Raw genomic sequence first — 16,970 nt, forward strand, 5'->3', positions numbered from 1 at the left:
AATAAGGGATGTCAGGCCGCGTCGATGGTGAGCAGCAGGGCCGGGTTGATGATCATGTCCGCCGTGACGTTGGTCCGGTCGGCCGTCGTCTGGTGGATGCGCGTGACGATCGGCAGCACCGGCGCGACAGCGTCCTGTGCCTCATCGCGTGCGGTCTCGGAGGCGCCCCGCGCGCCCATGGCGCCAGTCTCGGCCTGGAGCGCTACGGTTGCATTCGTGGCGCTCGTCGAGGCCGCGGACGCTGCGCTCGCCGCCGCAGACTGAGAGAGCGCTGCCGCGGCTGCCGCCGCGACCCGGTCTGCCTGCGCGGCGGCACCATCGAGCAGGATCGACCAATCGGCGGCCCCAGGCCCTGGTGCCTCCACCGTGTCGCGCTCCGCGAACCAGGTCGACCCGAGATGCCCCACCGAATCCCGAGCGAGATAAGCCCCCGGTTGCCACGCACCGCGATGGACAAACGGCGGCGGCCCCTGGATGACGGGGAGAAAAACCTCAACCGATGCCATGATTTCCCCACTTGCTCACGATGAGCCGCCCGTAGAGCAGCGTGTCCGGCGCCCCGGCGATGGTCCGGGCGAGCGAAAAACGGGCGCGTGCGCCGATCGGCAGCGCGAGGGTCTCTTCCGGGGTGGCGGTGAGCACGAGCGCGCCCGCAGCCGGATCCGGAACAAGGATGCCGCCGTCCCCGGGCCAGGACTTGCTCAAGCCCCCATCGGCCCACTCGACCGAAAAGGTCACCTGCGCGCCGGTAAGATCCAAAGGCTGGCGGGCGCCCGCCCCGTCCAGAACGGTAAAAGCCAGCGGCACGCGCAATGCATCGCCGCTCCATACCGGGAGGTCCCGGTATTGAGGAAAGTCTGCCATCTCTGCCTCTTGGAACGTGGGCGGCTCAGCCTTCGGCGGGCGCCGCGCGCTTCGCCTCGATCTCGGTGATGTATCGGTCCTTGCGGAACCGGTCCGTCGCGGTCTCGATGGTCCAATCGATCTCGTCGACGCCCGGGCGCACGCCCGCGAGGCGCAGCGGCGCGCCGGCAATGACGCTGGGGTTTCCCTCAATGGTGAAGCTCAGCGTCGCCGCGCCATCTTCCAGTTCTTTTGATTTCGCCTTGGCGGCGCGCTTGGCCTCATCCTCGGTGCCGAACGGGGTCGGAATGCGCAGGATGGCGGCGGCGCCGGCATCGCTCTCGACCTCCACCTCCTTGCGGTGCTGGCGACCCTTGTCGTCGGTATAGGCGACCACCTTCTTGTGCCGCTCGCGATCGGAAAAGCGCACGCGGCAGGAGCCGCGCACGATCATGTTGCGGGTGATCACCAGGGGTGCCAGGGCGGCGCCGGAGGTGGATTCCCCCTTGCCCCGCTCGGCAATCACGAGATTGCCGTCCTTGACCGCGAACAGCCCGCCATAGCGCCGCGCCAGGCGGTGCAGCAGGTTGAGGTCGCTCTCGTCTTGTTGGCCAAGCCACGGCAGGCGGATCGCGCCCAGGCTCTCCGCCACCTGCGCCTTCAGCCCGTGGGCCCCCGCGACCTCCTCGACGATCTCCTTGAGGCTCTTATTGTCCCAGTGCCGTTCGCGATCTGTTTTCAGATCCTCGCGCATGTCGGCCGCGCGGCCGCGGATGTGCATGGAATAAGGCAGGCACTCGAGCTCGATCTCGTCGGCGGTGTAGGTCCCCTTGTCGATCAGGCCGGTTTCGCGATAACCGAGCGCCGCTTTCAGCACGGCGCCGCGGCGCGGGATGGCGAAAAACGGGTCATCGTGCAGATGGGTCTGGATTTCGTCCGCCTCATCCCCGGCGTGGTCGGTGATGGAAAGCTCGATCAGCGAGGCCCAGAACGCGCCGGTGACCGGCGTGCCGTCCACGCTCAGCGATGCCATTGGGTTCATGGCGTCAGGACCACAGCGTTACGCCGGGCGCGGATCTCACCTGCGGCAGGTCGGGCAGCAGGATGTCGACGCCGGCGGCAAACACCGGCCCAAGCCAGGCGAGGCCGGGATTGGCCGCAAGCACCGCCTCCACCGTGCCCGCATGCCGCCCGTAGCGGCGCAGGCAGATGAGATCGAGCATGTCGCCCTGCTGCGTGCGATAGCGCGTGGACATGGAGCCTCCGGCTTGATTGGACTTTTCAGAACAGGCGGATGCTGACGCCGGCTGAAATGCCGGACGCATCGTGGCGACGCAGTTGCAGGCGATAGCCGAGCCGGCCGGGCGTGCCGGCGGCGATGTGGTGGGATCGCTCCTCCCCTACCCCAACCAGGGCATGGCGGCCGTAAATGCGCCCGGCCAGCGAGGCGAACATGAGCGACTGGCCGGAGAGCGCGGCCGACCGGAGACCATCGAGCGTCCCCATGCCGCCGAATTCCAGCGGAAAGAGCACGCCGCGAATATTCACCTCGTCGGAGGTTGGCCCCATCCATTGCAGGGCCTCCATGCGGTCGACCACATCGCTGGAGGCCCATGGCGTGCTCAATTCGCGATCGATTTCCTGGTAGCCGAAGCCCATGGCGGTGAAAATATATGGCCCCAAGGCGAGCGTGACGGGTCCCACTCACCCCTCCTCAATAGATGGGGGCAAAGCTGCCCCGCACGTTGAAGCCCTTGATCTTCTGGCGCCCAGCGGCCTCGGCCTGCGCCGCAAGCGTGCCGGAGCGGGCAAGCTCGGCATTGAGCTGCCGCGCAAGATCGAGGGCCTGCATCATGCTCGCCGTGTCGACGGTGGGGGCGATGCTGACGCCGAGATATTCCTTCATCATCTCGCCCACATCGCGCGCCTTCTCCCCAGCCAGATTGAGGGATTCGAGATCCACTTGCGGCGCCGCGGGCGCGGGCGGCGGAGCGAACGCAGGCGCCGGCGCGCCGACAGCGGAATTAGCGCGCGCGGGCACCTGCGTAAGGGGGAGAGCAAAGGCTTGGGCGGGAACGCCCAAAGCGCCCTCACCACCAGCGGGGAGACCGGAAGAATAAGGTGTTCCTGGCGCAGGGTATAATGGCAGCACGTCGGGAGCGGCGGCGAGTGGTTCAGGATGTTTATAATCCCCAAAGGCGGGGGGCTTTCCCGGATAGCTGCTGGTGGCAAAGGCAAGCCCAGGAGAGGCGGGGGCTTGCGCCGTTCCATTGCGAATTTTCCGCCGCAGTTCGATTGCATCGGCGTCCTTCTGGACATCGCGGAGCCGCACCTCCAGCGAAGGAACCATATGGGGCATGAGCAGCCGGGCCTTCTCTATGCGATCAAGCAGCTCAGCACGGAGCGCAAGAACGGCATCTTCTTGAGCTCGCTCTTCGTCATTCGGTTCCGGCGGTCGCTCATAACCTTCTACAGTGTCAATAATTCCCTGCGAAACAACGCCAACACCGCCCTTCAGATAGTCCCCGACGCGCGTCATCAATACGTCGATGGATTGCCACGCCCGATCGTACTTGCTGAAATCCTTGGTCAGCTGCTGGTCGAAGCCCTTTTGCACCGACCCGACATATTGAGTCTTTTCCGCTACGCCGGCGAGTATCTTGGTCAGATTCTCATACTGGCTCGAAAGGGTTGCAATATTATCCTGATATTCTTTCCCGAAAAGGTTCGTGAGAGTTTCCGCTTTCTTGATCGGATCTTTAATGGAATTGATCCGCTGTAAAAGCATCAGTGTTGTCTCCAACGGCTTTGAAGCAAAATCCTTCTGCACATTGTGCGGATTGAGGCCGAGTGCCTTGTAGCCGTCAGCGCTATCTTTGAGAAAACCTTCTCCTAAGGCCATTGCATTCATTAATGTATTAAATGTACTTGATGCCACCTCATCGCCGACACCCACAGATTTCTGAGCGGCAGCAAAGGCAAGTGTCTGTTCGGGCGTTAAGCCCGACTGCCGTCCCAACTGGCCAGTCCGACGAAGGACACTGAGAAGATCACTCTCTTTTGCTGCGGTATTATCGGCCACCGTATTCACGGCGTCGCCAATCTCCTGGATCCGCGCCTGATCAGCATCGAACATATTGCCGATTTCCGCGAGGGCCTGACCCGTGTCGCCGGCATTCACCCCCCAAGCGCGCGAAGCCTTGGCCGCATATTCGGTGAAGGCCGGAAGCTCGCCCTTCGGCCGTCCCGCAAATCCACCCGCCGCCATCAGAGATGCCAATTCTTCTTTCGAAGTGCCTGTCGCCCGCGCGAGATCCATGAGCCCCTTGGCCAGTTTACCCAGATCCTCGGCGCTCACATCAGTCGCGCGCTGCACATCGTCCATGCCACGCTCAAAGCCAATCGACGTGTCGAATGCCTGCTTCGCACCAGCACCGACCGCAGCTGCACCGAGAATAGGGGCACCCACCCCCGCAAGGACGGCCCCTCCGACCCCAGCAGCAGCCATTGCCCCGTGGCCGAAACCGGTTTCTCCCGGCGGGGCCCGCTCGGGCGCGCGGCTTGGGGGGAGCCGAAAGCCGGGACCGGGCCGGCCCACGCCGGGGCCAAGGCCGTTCGGCTGGCGCCGGAGAAGATCGGCCTGCCGCCGCAGCGCGCCATTGGCCTCCTCGATACTGACCTTCAGCCCCCGCTCGGCGGATGTCACCTTGCTGATGGGCGTTCCGGCCTCGCGCAGCGCGCGCGCCGCATTTCCCACAATGTCGCGCTGGCGCTCGAACGCACTGGCCGCATTCTTGACTTCCGCCTGCGCGCGGGCATAGGCCTTGCGCAACGCAATCGTGGGCTTTTCCGCCTGCGCCATTTCGCGGCCGAGGCGCTGCACCTCCTCCTGCGCCGTGCGAAACGAGGTGCGCGCGGCAGCGAAAGTCTTCTGCGCCTCCCGGAATTTGGTGAACTTGCCGGCTTCGCCTTCCAGTTCGGCCAGCCGGCGCGCCAGACGGCGCGCCTCCTCACCCATGCCGCCGAGCGCGCCTTGCCCTTTCCGAGACTCTCCCTCGAGCTTGGCGATTGCCCGCATCAGGTCGTTCACCTCACCCGTCGACCCGGCGAGCTTATCCAGTTCCTTTCCGGACGCCGCGAGGCGACCGAGCGACAGGCCAGCCTTTGCGGCGGGTCCGGACATCTCATCCTTGAGCCGGGCGACAAGCATGGTGAGGCGATTGGCCATCTTCTACTCCCGAGCGTGAATTTCTGCCCACCAGACCAGCAACTCAGCGAATGTGAGCGCGCGGATCTCGGCGAGGGTGAAGCCGTTGCGCTTCAAATCGAGGGCGTAATGGCGCCACCGTCCGGGGATTGCCCGCTCCCCGTGCCGACCCGGAAGCGGCGGGGCAAGAAACGCAACATCACCGCATTGACCCGTTCCGCGTCGTCATCGTCGAGATGATTGAGAACGGCGTCCGGCACGTCGAACATGGGGAAGCGCGGTGGCTTTTCCCCAGCCTCCCGAGCGAGGGCCACATAGGCGTCGACCTCCCCAACGGTCAGCCGGCGCACCGAAATGGCCGCATATCGGACCCCCTCGAAAACCACAGGCCATTCCAGTGGGACGGTCTCGGACCGCGCAGATGGATTTTCAAATACAGGAGGTTCAGGTACTGGCGCGGCACTTGCCGCCGGACCTTGCCCGCCGTTGAACCCCTCAAATTGCTCGAATGCCATCATGTTTCCCTAGAGCTTGTCGAAAAGACGTGAGACTTCGTGTTCGAGGCGCTTCGGCAAAGTGTCCTCGATGGCTTCTTCCCAGACCGTGACCGCCGGTTCGCGCAGCAGCTCGGTGGGCACGGATGGTCCCCAAACCACGCGCACCGGCAGGCGATCCGCGCCATTGCGTACGAAAATCTGAGGTCCACCCGCCGCTTTGCCGATGAAGGCTCCGGGATAAGCCCGGGGCACATTCCAGGCCGAGGCATAAAGCTGGCGAAACACCTTGGGTCGCCCGGCAACCATTCGGGTCGACTTGACCGTGCGGACGCCCTTCGCATGGATCATGCCGAAATGCCGGCCCGTAGCGATGATCTTGAATTCCAGATCATCCATCCAGGCACCCTTCTTGCGCAGCGCCCGCGTGAGGCCCAGGGACGAATATTTGATGCCGAGATGGGAGCTCAGCGCCGTGCGCACCTTGCCGAAGGCGGAGGTTCCCGCGCGGTTCAGGGCATTAGCCAAGGCCTTCTGCGCTTCATATTCGCCGATAGCCCGCAGGCGGGCGGCATAGCGCGCGAGATAATCCCCGCCGCGTTCGATCTCGATCTTCATTGCAACCCTCCTGTCTCTGCGGCACGCTTCTGTTGCATCGTGCAACCTCGCCCAGGGAGGGGAAGGTGGAGTTCCTTTTGGTCTGGTTTGGCCTCGCCATTGCGAGCGCCGTGATCGCTCCGAGCCGGGGGCGAAGCGCAATACTCTGGTTCTTTCTCGCGTTCTTCATCTCCGGAGCGTTGGCAATCATTCTCCTGCTGGCCCTACCCTCTAAAAAAGTGCCGCAGCCCGCGGAAGTACGACTTGTCGAGGCGCCACCATCTTCAAACAGTAAGACATGCCCTAAGTGCGCCGAAACAATCAAGCGAGCGGCACGTGTTTGCCGATTTTGCGGATATTCTTTCGAAAAAGAATTATCCATAAAATCATCTCCATCCCAATATTTGGGAGTTCCGTACGTTGTGGACGAAAATCAATCTGTCAACGCATGGATCTATGGAAATGTGAAGACTTGGCCGTCACTCGAAGATTTTAAAGCTGAGGTTGATCACAAGACACCGCCGAGACTTACTTGATCGAAACCTGCACAAGCCCCAACCTCACATCAACCCGACGCGCTGCCCATGCAGAAGGTCGAGCACCACGCGGCGGGGGATCAGGACTGAACGGCTTTGACATTTGCCGAAGGTGACCGCGCCCGTAGAGGCGCGGGCGCCGGGCAGCTGCGCCAGGGCGATGGGCCATGCGCCGATCCATTGCGTCTCCACGAAGCATTGGGCGAGGAAGGAATGGGCGTTCGCGATCGCGACCGTATCCCGCGCTTCCATCGGCCCGAGCCTGAGGCCGAAGGCCGGAAGGGCCTTTTCCGCCACGCTGTCGCTGATGGCGAGTTGGAGCAGGTTTCCCACATCGCGGCCGGGAGCGGCGGCCGTCCGCATGAGATGCCGAAAACATCCAACCGGATCGTCCTGCGCCGTGCCGGCCATGAGGCCGGGCCGCAGATGGCTGACTTTCGGCAGGTCCGGTTCCATCTCCCAGAGACCGCGCGCCGCCTCAGGTCCAAAGAGCTTCTCGGCGGCGGAGAGCATGCGCGCCGCCGCATTCACCTTGGCGACACGCACGCCCCACAATTTGCCGTCGGCGAGCGCGGGCAGATCCTCGGCCTCCGCCCCCATCACATAGACCCCGGTGCGGCGCAGGGTGGGCAGCACCTCTGCCGTCACCCATTTCTTGAACCGCTTGGCCGCCGGCTTCCGGCTGGTGAGCACGAGGCTGTAGAGCCCCGATTCGTTGATGATGGTGAGCGCCTGGACCTGAGGGGCGATACCCTCACTAATGTTTAGGGTATCCGTGAGGGTCATTTTTTCATCGTCGTCAAGGCGGGTAGCGGCCTGGCTCGGATTGCTGTGCTCCAGCACCCGGCACACGTCGGCCAGGACGAACCACGGCTCGCCGTTGCGGTCGATGAGCCGCACCTCGGAATCCTCAAACTGAAAGGGGGTGAGAGTGTTGCAGGCATTCATGTTAGGCATATCAGTCTCCATGGGCGTCCGGCCCGCCAAGACCTGGACGCGCAGGTGGTCGCGCACGACCGCCGGAGCCCATGAAGCTCGGGATCGCGTCATTCCCCTGGCGGTGGGAAATTCGAGTGGTCGAAATCTTGATCGGGATTAGCAAACGTACTGTGGGGCGCACGAAGGCGGCCGAGTCGTTGCTCTGATGACCTTGAGATTGCAGTGAAAAAACAGGATGTCAACCCGCCAGAACCGGAAAACAACGAAGAATGGCTCCGGATCAGGCTGCCAGTGCGCCCTCGACGAGCACGTGTGGATCGAGTTCACGTGCCATGTAATATTCGCCAAGCGCATCCTCGGCACGGGCGCCGCTCGTGTGCTCGATATAGGTGCGCACCGCGTAGCACATGGTTTTGATGCGCTTGATCATCTCCAACGCTTCCTGCTCGCGTTCCGAGTCTTGCGGAATGCGGTCTTCGACCAGTTCCGCCAGATAGGAGATCAGATGGATATGAAACATGGCGCCAACCGCGCTCTCGGGAAGAAGCTGAGAGGCTCGGGCGACGAGGCAATCCTGCACATCGCTTATCGCTTCCATCTGGGCGTCGATGGCAATTTGCGCCGCGTGTCCCGCCCGTGACCGTCGGACAAGGGCGCGGTCCCATGCCGCGCTGAGAGCACGCACCTCCTGTATCACAGGCAGAAGGGGGCATTGTGTGGTATGAACAGTGTCAGCCTGGGCCATGGCGATCTCCGTGGCGGGGTGAGGCCCGGTATGGAAGTTCCCGCTTCCAGCCGGGCCGCTTCTTTGTTGCGAAGCTTCCTTCATTTACCTACAATGCACATATCCTGTCAACGTCAATGTAGGTAAATGTGGGTATGGGAAAAACTCCTTCATTGGGCGTGCGCGTCCAACCGGAAACGAAAGCGGCGCTTGAAAAGGCCGCCAAGGAGGATGTTCGATCTGTGTCGTCACTGATCGAGAAGATCCTCACCGACTGGCTGCGCGAGCGCGGTTACCTGCCCAAGTAAGGCTCCCAAATGACCCTCATTTTTAATGAGGGCCATCTCCTCACAGCAGCATCGCGGCCCGGATCGACGCGTATTGGCTCACGCCGCCCACCAGCACGTCGAAGTCGGTCATCTCGACCAGCGGCTGCCCGTCCATTTCCAATTTGAAGCTGTTCACGTCGACGGAATATTCCGGTTCGTTCTTCTCGCCCGGCTTCCAGGTTCCGGGCGTGACCGACACCAGCTTGCCGCGCGCATAGAGCACGCCAGAATGGGTGGTCGTGTCTTCATCCACGAAGGCGCCCGTCGCCATGAATTCCTTCTCGACGCCGGGATAGAGGCCGAACAGGCGGATGGTGGCGGGGTCGAAGGCGGTGAACTTGAAGCCGAGAATCGGCTTCTCGTAGCCGAGGTTGACGCCGCGCGGCTTGGGCATGCCGGCGTTGCGGAAATCCTCGATCAGCACCTTCATCTCAGGGATGGTGATCTCCGAGGCCTGGCCGACCTTGCTATCGCGATCGGCCCAAATGGTGCAGTTGCGCAGGATATAGGCGGGGGTCTCTTTCATGGCGGGGATCCTCGATCAGATGGGAGGGTCCGCGCGGCGGCGCACCACGCGGAAGATGGCGGGCGATCAGGCGGCGGCGGAGAGCGAGCCGGACGAAATCTCGGTGAGCACGCTGTCGCGCAGCACCGCGTAATAGGTGATGTCGCGGTGGGCGATGATGCGGATATCTTCCATCGGCGCCGGCGGCTCGAATTTCACCGCCAGGGTGATCCGGCCCTGCGCCATCTCCTCGTTGGAGTTGAGATCGAGCGGCAGCCAAACATCGCCGCCGAGGATCGCGCCTTCCGCGACCAATTGCGCCATGAAGGCGCGGCCGCTCTCGATCATGAACTTCAGATTGGCCTTACTGAACGGCTTGTCGACGAATTCGAGATAGGCTTTGCGGATCGCCTTGTTGATCTGGTCGGCCGTGCGGCGGACGGGCAGGAATTTCCAGAGATCATCGCCGGTCGTGACCCGGTTTCCCCATGTGCGAAACCCTTCGCCGTTGAGATTGATGATCGAATTGACCGCGCGCTCGTTCAGATAATCCGACTGCGCACCATAGGAGACCGGGCGCGTGGTGCCGGAAATACCCTTGATCGGCTTGTTGGAAACCGACCACCAGAAGCCGAGCGTGCTGTCCACCAGGCATTGCACGCCCGCGAAACGGCAGCCTGAGGGCCGGGGCACATAGGCGTTGGCGAGCGTGTCCCACACCATGCTCTTGGGATCGATCAGATAGATGCGCTGGGAATTCAGGAGCTGGCGCATCTGCACCGCGTCCTCATCCGTCGTGTCGGTCGCATCCACGAACGAGACGGCCTCGATGCGCGAGAGCACGGCGTCGAGTTCCGCCAGCGCGGGGCCGATCACCGGCCCCACATGGGCGGTCGCTGCGGCGCCTGCGCCGCCGGCAATGGCGACCGTGGGCGCGGCAGAATAGCCGGAGCCGCCATTGGTGACGGTGATCGCGGTGACGACGCCGTCCGTGAGCACGGCGACCGCGGTGGCGCCGGTGCCCGCGCCGGTCAGGGTCACCGCCGGCGGCGTCACATAGCCCGCGCCACCCGCGGTCACCGCGATCGCTGTGACGGCGCCGCTCGCCACCGAGGCGGTCGCCGTTGCGCCGCGCCCCCCGCCCGTGAGCGTCACCACCGGATTGACATAGCCGGAGCCGCCCCGCAGGACCTTGACGCCGGTGATCTTGCCATCCTCGAAAATGGCTTCGAACACGCCGCCGGTGCCGCCGGAGACCGAAACCACGGGCGCAGACTGGTAGCCATCCCCCTGGTTGGTCATGGAGATGGAGGCGATGCCGGTTGAGGAGCCGCCGGCCGTGAAACCGTCGATCTGCGCGATGGTGGGAACGAGGCCGAACTTGCTCTCGCACTTCAGCGCCGCCCACACCCCGGTCATGGCCGCCTGGTCGCCGACCAGGTTGGACATGGTCTCGGCGGCGTTCGCGCCCTGCTCGATCCGCACCACGAACACATAGGGTTTCCACTGGTCGAAAATGCCGTCGATGGCGTTTTTAAGCGTGCCGGCGGCGCCGAGGCTGGTGGCGGCGGAGGGCGTGCCCTTCAGCAGCACCGGTTCGTCATAAGGCCATGCGGTTTCATCCGCGTCCGGTGCGGTGCCGTAGAGGATGATGACGGCGCTCTGGTCGGTGCGGAAGAGGACCGGGGTTTCGGCGCTCTCGTTGACGCGCGAGCCATGATGAAAAGCGATATCGGCCATGGGCTTGGCTCCAACAAAAAAGGCGCCCGAAGGCGCCCATGTGGGGAGAAGGTGAAGGGCGGTGAGAGGGGAACCTCAGGGGGCGAGCGCGGCCGCGAATGCCGCGTCGATCGCGCCGGTCGTGGTGATGTTTTCGGCGGTGATCTCCCCCTGAATCTGGCGCAGGGCGGAGAAACAGCGCTGCACATGCCGGCCGACAGCGACGCCGATGGAAATCATGGTGGCGCGATCGAGGGTCACCCACGTGCCGGGCTGGGCTTCCCAGTCGATGCTGGCCACGTCGGGATCGTTGGACAGGAGCACACAGGCGCCGGAGATTTTGGCCTGTGACTGCTCATCCGTGCGGATCATTTGGCCCGCTACCTCGATCCCGCCGGTCTCGATTTCCCACCGGCGCTGTGCCGCGTGGGCGAGCAAGGCTGCGGTGGGGGATAGAGAGAGGCCGTAGGGCGCCAACACATCCCGCAAGGCCGCATCCGTCTGCGCGCCGGCCTCGTCTCGCGGCCAGCGCGTCGCGACGTTTCCAGCGGCGATCCAGGCCAGATAGGCGGGGGTGTCCAACGCGACGACGCTGCCCGCCGCCGAGGAATAGAGACGGCCGTCTGCACCCAGCCAATACCAATCGCGCGGGTTGTACATCATCACCCTACCCCCGAAAATCAGATAAACACGGCGTCATTGCTGACGGCCCCGGCCACCGAGCCGGGGAAGAAGTTCACGCCACCACCGCCGGTGACGCACAGGCTGTTCTGGTCGATGGTGTGGCGCTTGCCGGTAGAGGCGCCGGAAAACACCGCCGACATCGCTGTGATGGTCGACATGCTGTCCGCCCAGGCGAACTGATCCGTGAAGGATGGGGTGCCAGTAATCGCTACAGGGATCGGGCCGGGTGTCGCATAGGAGATATAAGACCGGCCGGATGCATAAATGTGGTTCTGCCCTCCGGAGGAAATCCGGTACCCGCTCTGGAAGAGTACAAAACTGCCACCATAGGCCTGCACCTGAGAATACAGACAGGGGCCGAAATCCACATCCATGAAATAGACATTACTGGAATAGGCCGATACACCCGCCGACGTTGGAGCACTATGCCGGACCCGGTCGAAGCGCACATAGGCACCGGTCTGTACCGAAAGCGGCCCAATAACGACGTCGGAAGGCGAGCTGCCCGACCCCAAAATATAGACCATGCCGAGCCCTGGCAGCGGTCCAGTGAGCGTGCCGCCCGCATACGTGCCGGGCGCGCATGAGATCGTCACCTGGTAGCCCGCCGTGTCGTAGAGCCGCCGCACCTGATTATAGGCATGCTCGATGGTGGCCCAAGGGTGCGCGGCGCTGCCGTCGCCCGTCGAATCGGATCCCGCGTTGCTGACATAGACCGTCGCGTCGCCGGTGAGTTTGATGCGGATGTCTTGGTATGCAACGCCCGACAGGAGGAACGCGCTGCCCGCCCAAATGACGGTGACGATCGCACCTGCGGGAAGATCGCCACGGTTGAGGGTGGCACCGCGCATCGTCTTTATTGGCTGCGCTCCGATGCCGTTGACATTTAACGTCGCCGGCCCTGCATTCTCGGCGGAAATCATCACTCTCAACGGGGTGCCGAGGATTTCCGAATAGGCCGCGATCGCAGGGCTGAGGGCGATCGTCAGCGCGGACGCTGTGCCACCCGCCGCGACGTAATTCCAGACGCCGGCGCGGATCGCGACCGGCAGTTCCGGCCCCCATCCCGCGGCGGTGCGTGAGAGATAGCGCGACGGATCGGAGAGGCCCTTGTCGCCGGCCACGACGAGATGCCCCGCAGGCACGTCGACGGCGGCCCACACCTCGCCGGTCCATTGGGCCAGACGGTTCGTGAGGTCCGCGCCCGCCCATGCACCGGTGGCTCCGGTGGGGATGACATAGGTCGCGCCGAGGGCGGGAGAGGCCGGCGGCGCCGTGGTGGTGGCGCTGTCCGCCACCAGGAACGGCGCGCGCAGCATCTGCCCGATGTGCACCGCCACGTCCGGCAGCAAATTGATGGTGATCTGCGCCGTGTCGGAGATCGGGAACACGATATCCGTGGTTAGCTCCACCGCATTGCCCTGTGCCGGCGAGCGCTTCTCAACAAACGGGTGCTTCGCCAGCGCGATCAGGGTGCCGGCGGCGTCGAACACGCCGATTTCGCGGATGTCGAACGGCCCGTCGGCGGCCGGAATCACCGCCGTGATCCGCCACATGGTCGGGTTGACGGGGTCGCGCCCCGAGGCCGCGATGCCATATGCGGCGCCCACACGGCGCACCAAATCGGTCATGGTCTCGTTGGGCGTGATGGGCACGCCGTTGCCATCGCCCACGCGCACCGTGGTCAGGCTCAGCGGTGTGCCGCCGATGCTGCCGGCAATGGCGGCCTGCCCGGCGAGGGTGACCACGCCGATATATTCATTGCTCATGCATGATCCTCAGGTGACATCCTCAGGCGACCGGGCGGGCGCGGATGCGGGTGCGCACCATGGCGCCCACGAAAACCGGGGGAATGGCGGACAAGATGGTGACCGGGTCGGCGTTCGGCCGGACGCGGATGCGCGTGCGCACCATCGCCCCCGCGAAAATGGGCGATTGCGACCCCGGCAGGCGCAGATTGGTGGCTTCCAGGTACGAGCGGACGTTCTTGGCGCGCAGCGTCGTGCGATAAAGGCTGTCCAACGCCGCGCCGCGCCATTCCCCGTTGGCGGGATCCGTGATCGCAAGGCGGAACGTGTAGGCGGGCCGAGCGGTCAGAAACCATTCGGTGACCTGCGCACCATAGCCGAGCGGATCGAGCGCGCGCTGCAGGGCATAGGGCGTGCCCTTGTGGGCATGCACGTCCCAACTCGCGGCGATCGTGGCGCGCTTGACCGCCTCCGGCCATTCGGGCTGCCATTCGTCCACCGACCATTCCCAGGCCAGGAACGGCAGCAAGCGGACATCGCATGCTGCGGGGTCGAGCGCGGTCGGAATGCTGCGCGGATCGGGCAGGCCCGCGAACGCCTCGGCGAAGGCCTCCGACAACGCAGATTCGAGCGGCGTGGCATTGCCGGGCAGGAGCGAGCGGCTGAACAGCATGGTGCGGCCTCAATCCGAGATGATGTCGGCGCGCACGGAGACGCTCGCCGCAAAGGCCGCCTCCTTCAGCCCTGGCAGCAGGTCCGCCACGGGCGAGGCGACTGTGACCTCCTCGACCAAGGCACGCCCGTCGGTGGCGAGCACGGTCGCGGCGGCCTCTATACCGGCGCGCGTCGCCGGCGCATTGATGCGGTGCCGGTCGGCGACATAGGTCGAGACGCGCTCCAGCGCCCGGCCCCGGATAAGGTCGATATCCGGCCCCGGCAGCACATGGATGGTGACGTCCACGTCATAGGAAATGATGCTGGCGCTCTCCACATAGACCGGCCGATCCGTCAGCGGACGCCGCTCCTTGGGCGAGAGTGCGAGGGACACGGCGCCGAGGACCTGGTCATCCGCCGTGCCATCCCCGCGCCGGTCAAGCACCACCACGAGTACCTCGCCAGGATCCACCAGCCCGCTCTCCGGCCCGTAGACCGCCACCGACTTGACCTGCGGATGGGCGTCTAGCGCCCACCAGATATAGGCGCCATAAGGCCCGGCGGTGGAGATGGCCTCAACCGCCATCTGCCTGCGGGCGCGCAGGTCATCGTCGCTTTCCAGGGTCGGCGCGACCGGTGGGGAGGCGGAAGGGTCGCCAGCATCGAGCGTGCGGCGGGTGAGGCCGAATTCCGCCGCGCGGTGCTCCAAAAACGCGCCCCAGGTGGAGGCCAGCATCACCGCACGAATGGCATCGTTATAGCTCTGCTTGGCGAGGGTGACCCGAAAGGCCACCTCCTCGATCAGCACGGTGACGCAATTGTCTTCCAGCAGCAGCGTATCGACCGGCGGCAGATCGGGCCGCTGCGCCCGCAAGGCCGCCCACCGGGCGATAAAACCCGCGCGGATCGCATCCGTCTCGGCCTCGAAATCCGCAGGCACCAGGTCCGGCACGGCGCCCAGCCGCGCGAGGTCGATATCCTCAAATCTGCGGCTCACAGCGTGACCTCCAACCGGCGGGTGGCATCCTCCGCCCGCCCATCGCCGACGTGGCCGCGAGGGACGTAATAGCCCTCGAGGACGAAGGTGATGGACCCATCCGCCGCGGCCTGGGAGACGCCCACCGACACGAGGGCGAAGCGCGGCTCGCCATATTGCCGGCCCTCCACCAGGCGCGGCTCCAGCGCATCGGCGGTCGCGACGAACGCCGCGATTTTCGTGCGGTCATTCATCGGCGCATCGATGAGGCCGGGGATATCGGACCCGAACAGACGCCGCATAATCCGCGTCATGCGGCGCGTGGTGAGCAGCAAGGTGATGGATTGGGCCACATGGTCCCAATCCACCAGAAGACGGCCCGTGAAGCGGTCGAAGCCGACGCTGTCGGGCACGTCAGGCGGCGGGCGTTTCGCCGGACGCGGTCTTGCCCTTCGGCGCCACCGGCGCGGGGTCCTCCGCAGCGGCGGGGGACTCGGGCGGGCTGAGGCGGGTGTCGTGCGGCGGCAGGAAATATTTCGCCTGCGCCTCGGTGAGGGTCACCGTCGCGCCCTGCTTGCGATAGGTGCCGAGCAGGAAGCCGGCGGTGTTCACGATGTAAACGGGCATGGTTACTTCCCCTTGATCTTCTGGGCAGGGCCGGATTCGAGCATCACTTTGTCTTCCGCATCCTCCTCGCCGAGCTTGGTCTCGCCATCGGTGACGATCAGGCCGGACTTGAGCGTGATCTGCCCCGACGCGAACGTGGCGAGGGTGTCTCCACCGACGGAAATGGCGACGCTGCCATTGGCGATAGCCACCTGGGCATTGCCGGCGCGAAGCCAGATGGAGCCGTCCGAAACGCTTGCCTTCACATCGCCGACCGCCAGGAGCACGAATTCATCGCCGCGCGTGCTCGGGCGTGCATTCGTGTCCGAGGGCACGGACATTTCGATTTCGCCGTCGGTCAGGTCGCCGCTCTCGGAGCGCACCCGCGCCTGCTGCCCGACGGATGGCGGAAAATGCGTCTTGCCGGCGCCGGCGGCCTGTTCCGACCAGGGAAGCCAGGGCGTGAGATAATCCGTGCCGCCCTGGCTGGAGAGGCGCACCCGGGCCCGGCCGTGGGCCGCGTCCACCTCGGCAATCGTGCCGATGCGCGAGCGGTTGCGCCCTGCCCGCTCCATGTCCGCGACCCTGAAATAAAGCTCGCGCACCTGCCGGGTGAGATCGTCAAAGACGGACATCGCCACCCTCGAACGCCACCGGAGGCACCGGCTGCGCAGCGGGCGCCGGGGCCACTGGCGAGACATCCGGCGACGTCGCCTCGGCGGGCGCCGGCGGCGTGATATGCAGCGCGCGCGCCTCTTCGCGCGTGAGGCCGAGCGAGGCCTGCTCCAACAGCCAGTGCGGCGGGGAGGCATCGCCTTCCAGGGCCGCGCGGATGCCCGCGCCCATCTTGGCGAGATGCGGATCAGCCGCGCCATCCAGCCACGCCAGCAGCCCCACCCACGCCGGCCCCAGCGCGGCACCTGGCACCGGATCGGCGGGCGGGGTCGCATCGATAATGATCTGCCGTGCCGCGCCGCGCGTGCCCTCGCGGAAAAAGGCGCCGCGGACCGAGCTGCGCTTGCCCACCCGGCCCGCGAAGGTCCGCCACAGATCGGCGGCGGGCGCGGCGGACGTGAGGGCTTCGAAAATCTGTCGCTCGATCATGTCGATGAGGAACTCGACCGCGCCATCGGTGGCGGGCATGACCTCCTCGTGCTCGCCGGCACCATCTTCCAGGTCGACGCGCACGAGCGCGGTCGCGCCTATTTCGATGGTAAGCGCCACAGTGCCGGGGGCCGTCAGGATGTTGCGGCCCGCGACATCGTGCTGCGCATCATCCGTATAGACGGCGATGAAAGGCCTGCGCTCCTGGCACACGCGGTCATCGATCGGGACGATGTCGCTATCTGCCACGCGATCCCGCGCCCATGTGCGGCCGAGCAGAACGTTCACGGTGAGCAGGCGCAAGG

22 protein-coding genes are annotated in these 16,970 nt (G+C 65.0%); 2 read left to right on the forward strand and 20 right to left on the reverse strand.

What is annotated here, in order from left to right; translation table 11 throughout:
* Window positions 1–11: 11 nt before the first annotated feature.
* From V5G24_RS13080 to V5G24_RS13115, 8 genes are all read right to left on the reverse strand, one after another.
* The gene (locus V5G24_RS13080; protein WP_394085843.1) at window positions 12–506 is read right to left on the reverse strand and encodes a hypothetical protein; all 495 of its coding nucleotides are present in this window, start codon (window positions 504–506) and stop codon (window positions 12–14) included.
* A complete protein-coding gene (locus V5G24_RS13085; RefSeq protein ID WP_394085842.1) occupies window positions 493–864 on the reverse strand; it encodes a hypothetical protein in 372 nt (123 codons plus the stop codon). Before V5G24_RS13085 ends, V5G24_RS13080 begins: the two co-directional genes overlap by 14 nt.
* 25 nt (window positions 865–889) lie before the next feature.
* On the reverse strand, window positions 890–1,876 hold the full coding sequence (locus V5G24_RS13090) for a phage late control D family protein (protein WP_394085840.1): 987 nt from the start codon (window positions 1,874–1,876) through the stop codon (window positions 890–892).
* 13 nt (window positions 1,877–1,889) lie between these two features.
* Complete coding sequence (locus V5G24_RS13095) at window positions 1,890–2,099, reverse strand: tail protein X (RefSeq protein WP_394085839.1); 210 nt, start codon at window positions 2,097–2,099, stop codon at window positions 1,890–1,892.
* Window positions 2,100–2,124: 25 nt separating this feature from the next.
* Window positions 2,125–2,547, reverse strand: a complete 423-nt coding sequence (locus tag V5G24_RS13100) for a phage tail protein (protein ID WP_394085838.1) — start codon at window positions 2,545–2,547, stop codon at window positions 2,125–2,127.
* A 10-nt stretch (window positions 2,548–2,557) separates the two neighbouring features.
* On the reverse strand, window positions 2,558–5,071 hold the full coding sequence (locus tag V5G24_RS13105; RefSeq protein WP_394085837.1) for a phage tail tape measure protein: 2,514 nt from the start codon (window positions 5,069–5,071) through the stop codon (window positions 2,558–2,560).
* 92 nt (window positions 5,072–5,163) lie between these two features.
* Window positions 5,164–5,568 (reverse strand): phage tail assembly protein, encoded by a 405-nt coding sequence (locus V5G24_RS13110; protein WP_394085836.1) that lies wholly within the window; start codon window positions 5,566–5,568, stop codon window positions 5,164–5,166.
* Between the two features lie 6 nt (window positions 5,569–5,574).
* Complete coding sequence (locus V5G24_RS13115) at window positions 5,575–6,162, reverse strand: phage tail protein (RefSeq protein WP_394085835.1); 588 nt, start codon at window positions 6,160–6,162, stop codon at window positions 5,575–5,577.
* 65 nt (window positions 6,163–6,227) lie between these two features.
* Here V5G24_RS13115 and V5G24_RS13120 point away from each other — a divergent pair, with 65 nt between their 5' ends.
* The gene (locus V5G24_RS13120; RefSeq protein ID WP_394085834.1) at window positions 6,228–6,677 is read left to right on the forward strand and encodes a zinc ribbon domain-containing protein; all 450 of its coding nucleotides are present in this window, start codon (window positions 6,228–6,230) and stop codon (window positions 6,675–6,677) included.
* A 24-nt stretch (window positions 6,678–6,701) separates the two neighbouring features.
* Here V5G24_RS13120 and V5G24_RS13125 read toward each other — a convergent pair whose 3' ends face one another.
* Both V5G24_RS13125 and V5G24_RS13130 read right to left on the reverse strand, forming a co-directional pair.
* Window positions 6,702–7,634, reverse strand: a complete 933-nt coding sequence (locus V5G24_RS13125) for a BRO-N domain-containing protein (protein WP_394085833.1) — start codon at window positions 7,632–7,634, stop codon at window positions 6,702–6,704.
* A gap of 262 nt (window positions 7,635–7,896) precedes the next feature.
* On the reverse strand, window positions 7,897–8,361 hold the full coding sequence (locus V5G24_RS13130) for a hypothetical protein (protein ID WP_394085832.1): 465 nt from the start codon (window positions 8,359–8,361) through the stop codon (window positions 7,897–7,899).
* A 134-nt stretch (window positions 8,362–8,495) separates the two neighbouring features.
* Between V5G24_RS13130 and V5G24_RS13135 the strand changes: the two genes are divergently transcribed.
* Window positions 8,496–8,648 carry a type II toxin-antitoxin system antitoxin gene (locus V5G24_RS13135; RefSeq protein ID WP_394085831.1) on the forward strand — a complete coding sequence of 51 codons (153 nt, stop codon included), beginning with the start codon at window positions 8,496–8,498 and terminating at the stop codon, window positions 8,646–8,648.
* A 40-nt stretch (window positions 8,649–8,688) separates the two neighbouring features.
* On the opposite strand, the gene V5G24_RS13140 is transcribed toward V5G24_RS13135, so the two are convergent.
* From V5G24_RS13140 to V5G24_RS13185, 10 genes are all read right to left on the reverse strand, one after another.
* Window positions 8,689–9,195, reverse strand: a complete 507-nt coding sequence (locus V5G24_RS13140; protein WP_394085830.1) for a phage major tail tube protein — start codon at window positions 9,193–9,195, stop codon at window positions 8,689–8,691.
* A 66-nt stretch (window positions 9,196–9,261) separates the two neighbouring features.
* Complete coding sequence (locus tag V5G24_RS13145; RefSeq protein WP_394085829.1) at window positions 9,262–10,914, reverse strand: phage tail sheath family protein; 1,653 nt, start codon at window positions 10,912–10,914, stop codon at window positions 9,262–9,264.
* Between the two features lie 75 nt (window positions 10,915–10,989).
* The gene (locus V5G24_RS13150) at window positions 10,990–11,556 is read right to left on the reverse strand and encodes a DUF4376 domain-containing protein (protein ID WP_394085828.1); all 567 of its coding nucleotides are present in this window, start codon (window positions 11,554–11,556) and stop codon (window positions 10,990–10,992) included.
* A 17-nt stretch (window positions 11,557–11,573) separates the two neighbouring features.
* Window positions 11,574–13,346, reverse strand: a complete 1,773-nt coding sequence (locus V5G24_RS13155; RefSeq protein ID WP_394085827.1) for a phage tail-collar fiber domain-containing protein — start codon at window positions 13,344–13,346, stop codon at window positions 11,574–11,576.
* A 22-nt stretch (window positions 13,347–13,368) separates the two neighbouring features.
* A complete protein-coding gene (locus tag V5G24_RS13160; protein ID WP_394085826.1) occupies window positions 13,369–13,998 on the reverse strand; it encodes a phage tail protein I in 630 nt (209 codons plus the stop codon).
* Between the two features lie 9 nt (window positions 13,999–14,007).
* The gene (locus tag V5G24_RS13165) at window positions 14,008–14,976 is read right to left on the reverse strand and encodes a baseplate assembly protein (protein WP_394085825.1); all 969 of its coding nucleotides are present in this window, start codon (window positions 14,974–14,976) and stop codon (window positions 14,008–14,010) included.
* Window positions 14,973–15,368, reverse strand: a complete 396-nt coding sequence (locus V5G24_RS13170) for a GPW/gp25 family protein (RefSeq protein ID WP_394085824.1) — start codon at window positions 15,366–15,368, stop codon at window positions 14,973–14,975. The genes V5G24_RS13165 and V5G24_RS13170 overlap by 4 nt, the downstream gene beginning before the upstream one ends.
* A 1-nt stretch (window position 15,369) precedes the next feature.
* Window positions 15,370–15,582: a hypothetical protein gene (locus V5G24_RS13175; protein ID WP_394085823.1), complete on the reverse strand. Its 213-nt coding sequence runs from the start codon at window positions 15,580–15,582 to the stop codon at window positions 15,370–15,372.
* A 2-nt stretch (window positions 15,583–15,584) separates the two neighbouring features.
* On the reverse strand, window positions 15,585–16,196 hold the full coding sequence (locus V5G24_RS13180) for a phage baseplate assembly protein V (protein ID WP_394085822.1): 612 nt from the start codon (window positions 16,194–16,196) through the stop codon (window positions 15,585–15,587).
* The gene (locus V5G24_RS13185; RefSeq protein ID WP_394085821.1) at window positions 16,183–16,968 is read right to left on the reverse strand and encodes a hypothetical protein; all 786 of its coding nucleotides are present in this window, start codon (window positions 16,966–16,968) and stop codon (window positions 16,183–16,185) included. Before V5G24_RS13185 ends, V5G24_RS13180 begins: the two co-directional genes overlap by 14 nt.
* Window positions 16,969–16,970 lie beyond the last annotated feature (2 nt).

Source organism: Roseixanthobacter finlandensis, assembly GCF_043195105.2.
Lineage (GTDB): Bacteria > Pseudomonadota > Alphaproteobacteria > Rhizobiales > Xanthobacteraceae > NCEH01.

Excerpts from the sequence above, each read along its gene's own strand:
- V5G24_RS13080 (WP_394085843.1), bottom strand. The coding sequence starts at position 506 with ATGGCATCGGTTGAGGTTTTTCTCCCCGTCATCCAGGGGCCGCCGCCG.
- V5G24_RS13085 (WP_394085842.1), bottom strand. The coding sequence starts at position 864 with ATGGCAGACTTTCCTCAATACCGGGACCTCCCGGTATGGAGCGGCGAT.
- V5G24_RS13090 (WP_394085840.1), bottom strand. The coding sequence starts at position 1,876 with ATGGCATCGCTGAGCGTGGACGGCACGCCGGTCACCGGCGCGTTCTGG.
- V5G24_RS13095 (WP_394085839.1), bottom strand. The coding sequence starts at position 2,099 with ATGTCCACGCGCTATCGCACGCAGCAGGGCGACATGCTCGATCTCATC.
- V5G24_RS13105 (WP_394085837.1), bottom strand. The coding sequence starts at position 5,071 with ATGGCCAATCGCCTCACCATGCTTGTCGCCCGGCTCAAGGATGAGATG.
- V5G24_RS13110 (WP_394085836.1), bottom strand. The coding sequence starts at position 5,568 with ATGATGGCATTCGAGCAATTTGAGGGGTTCAACGGCGGGCAAGGTCCG.
- V5G24_RS13115 (WP_394085835.1), bottom strand. The coding sequence starts at position 6,162 with ATGAAGATCGAGATCGAACGCGGCGGGGATTATCTCGCGCGCTATGCC.
- V5G24_RS13125 (WP_394085833.1), bottom strand. The coding sequence starts at position 7,634 with ATGCCTAACATGAATGCCTGCAACACTCTCACCCCCTTTCAGTTTGAG.
- V5G24_RS13130 (WP_394085832.1), bottom strand. The coding sequence starts at position 8,361 with ATGGCCCAGGCTGACACTGTTCATACCACACAATGCCCCCTTCTGCCT.
- V5G24_RS13135 (WP_394085831.1), top strand. The coding sequence starts at position 8,496 with ATGGGAAAAACTCCTTCATTGGGCGTGCGCGTCCAACCGGAAACGAAA.
- V5G24_RS13140 (WP_394085830.1), bottom strand. The coding sequence starts at position 9,195 with ATGAAAGAGACCCCCGCCTATATCCTGCGCAACTGCACCATTTGGGCC.
- V5G24_RS13145 (WP_394085829.1), bottom strand. The coding sequence starts at position 10,914 with ATGGCCGATATCGCTTTTCATCATGGCTCGCGCGTCAACGAGAGCGCC.
- V5G24_RS13150 (WP_394085828.1), bottom strand. The coding sequence starts at position 11,556 with ATGATGTACAACCCGCGCGATTGGTATTGGCTGGGTGCAGACGGCCGT.
- V5G24_RS13155 (WP_394085827.1), bottom strand. The coding sequence starts at position 13,346 with ATGAGCAATGAATATATCGGCGTGGTCACCCTCGCCGGGCAGGCCGCC.
- V5G24_RS13160 (WP_394085826.1), bottom strand. The coding sequence starts at position 13,998 with ATGCTGTTCAGCCGCTCGCTCCTGCCCGGCAATGCCACGCCGCTCGAA.
- V5G24_RS13175 (WP_394085823.1), bottom strand. The coding sequence starts at position 15,582 with ATGCCCGTTTACATCGTGAACACCGCCGGCTTCCTGCTCGGCACCTAT.
- V5G24_RS13180 (WP_394085822.1), bottom strand. The coding sequence starts at position 16,196 with ATGTCCGTCTTTGACGATCTCACCCGGCAGGTGCGCGAGCTTTATTTC.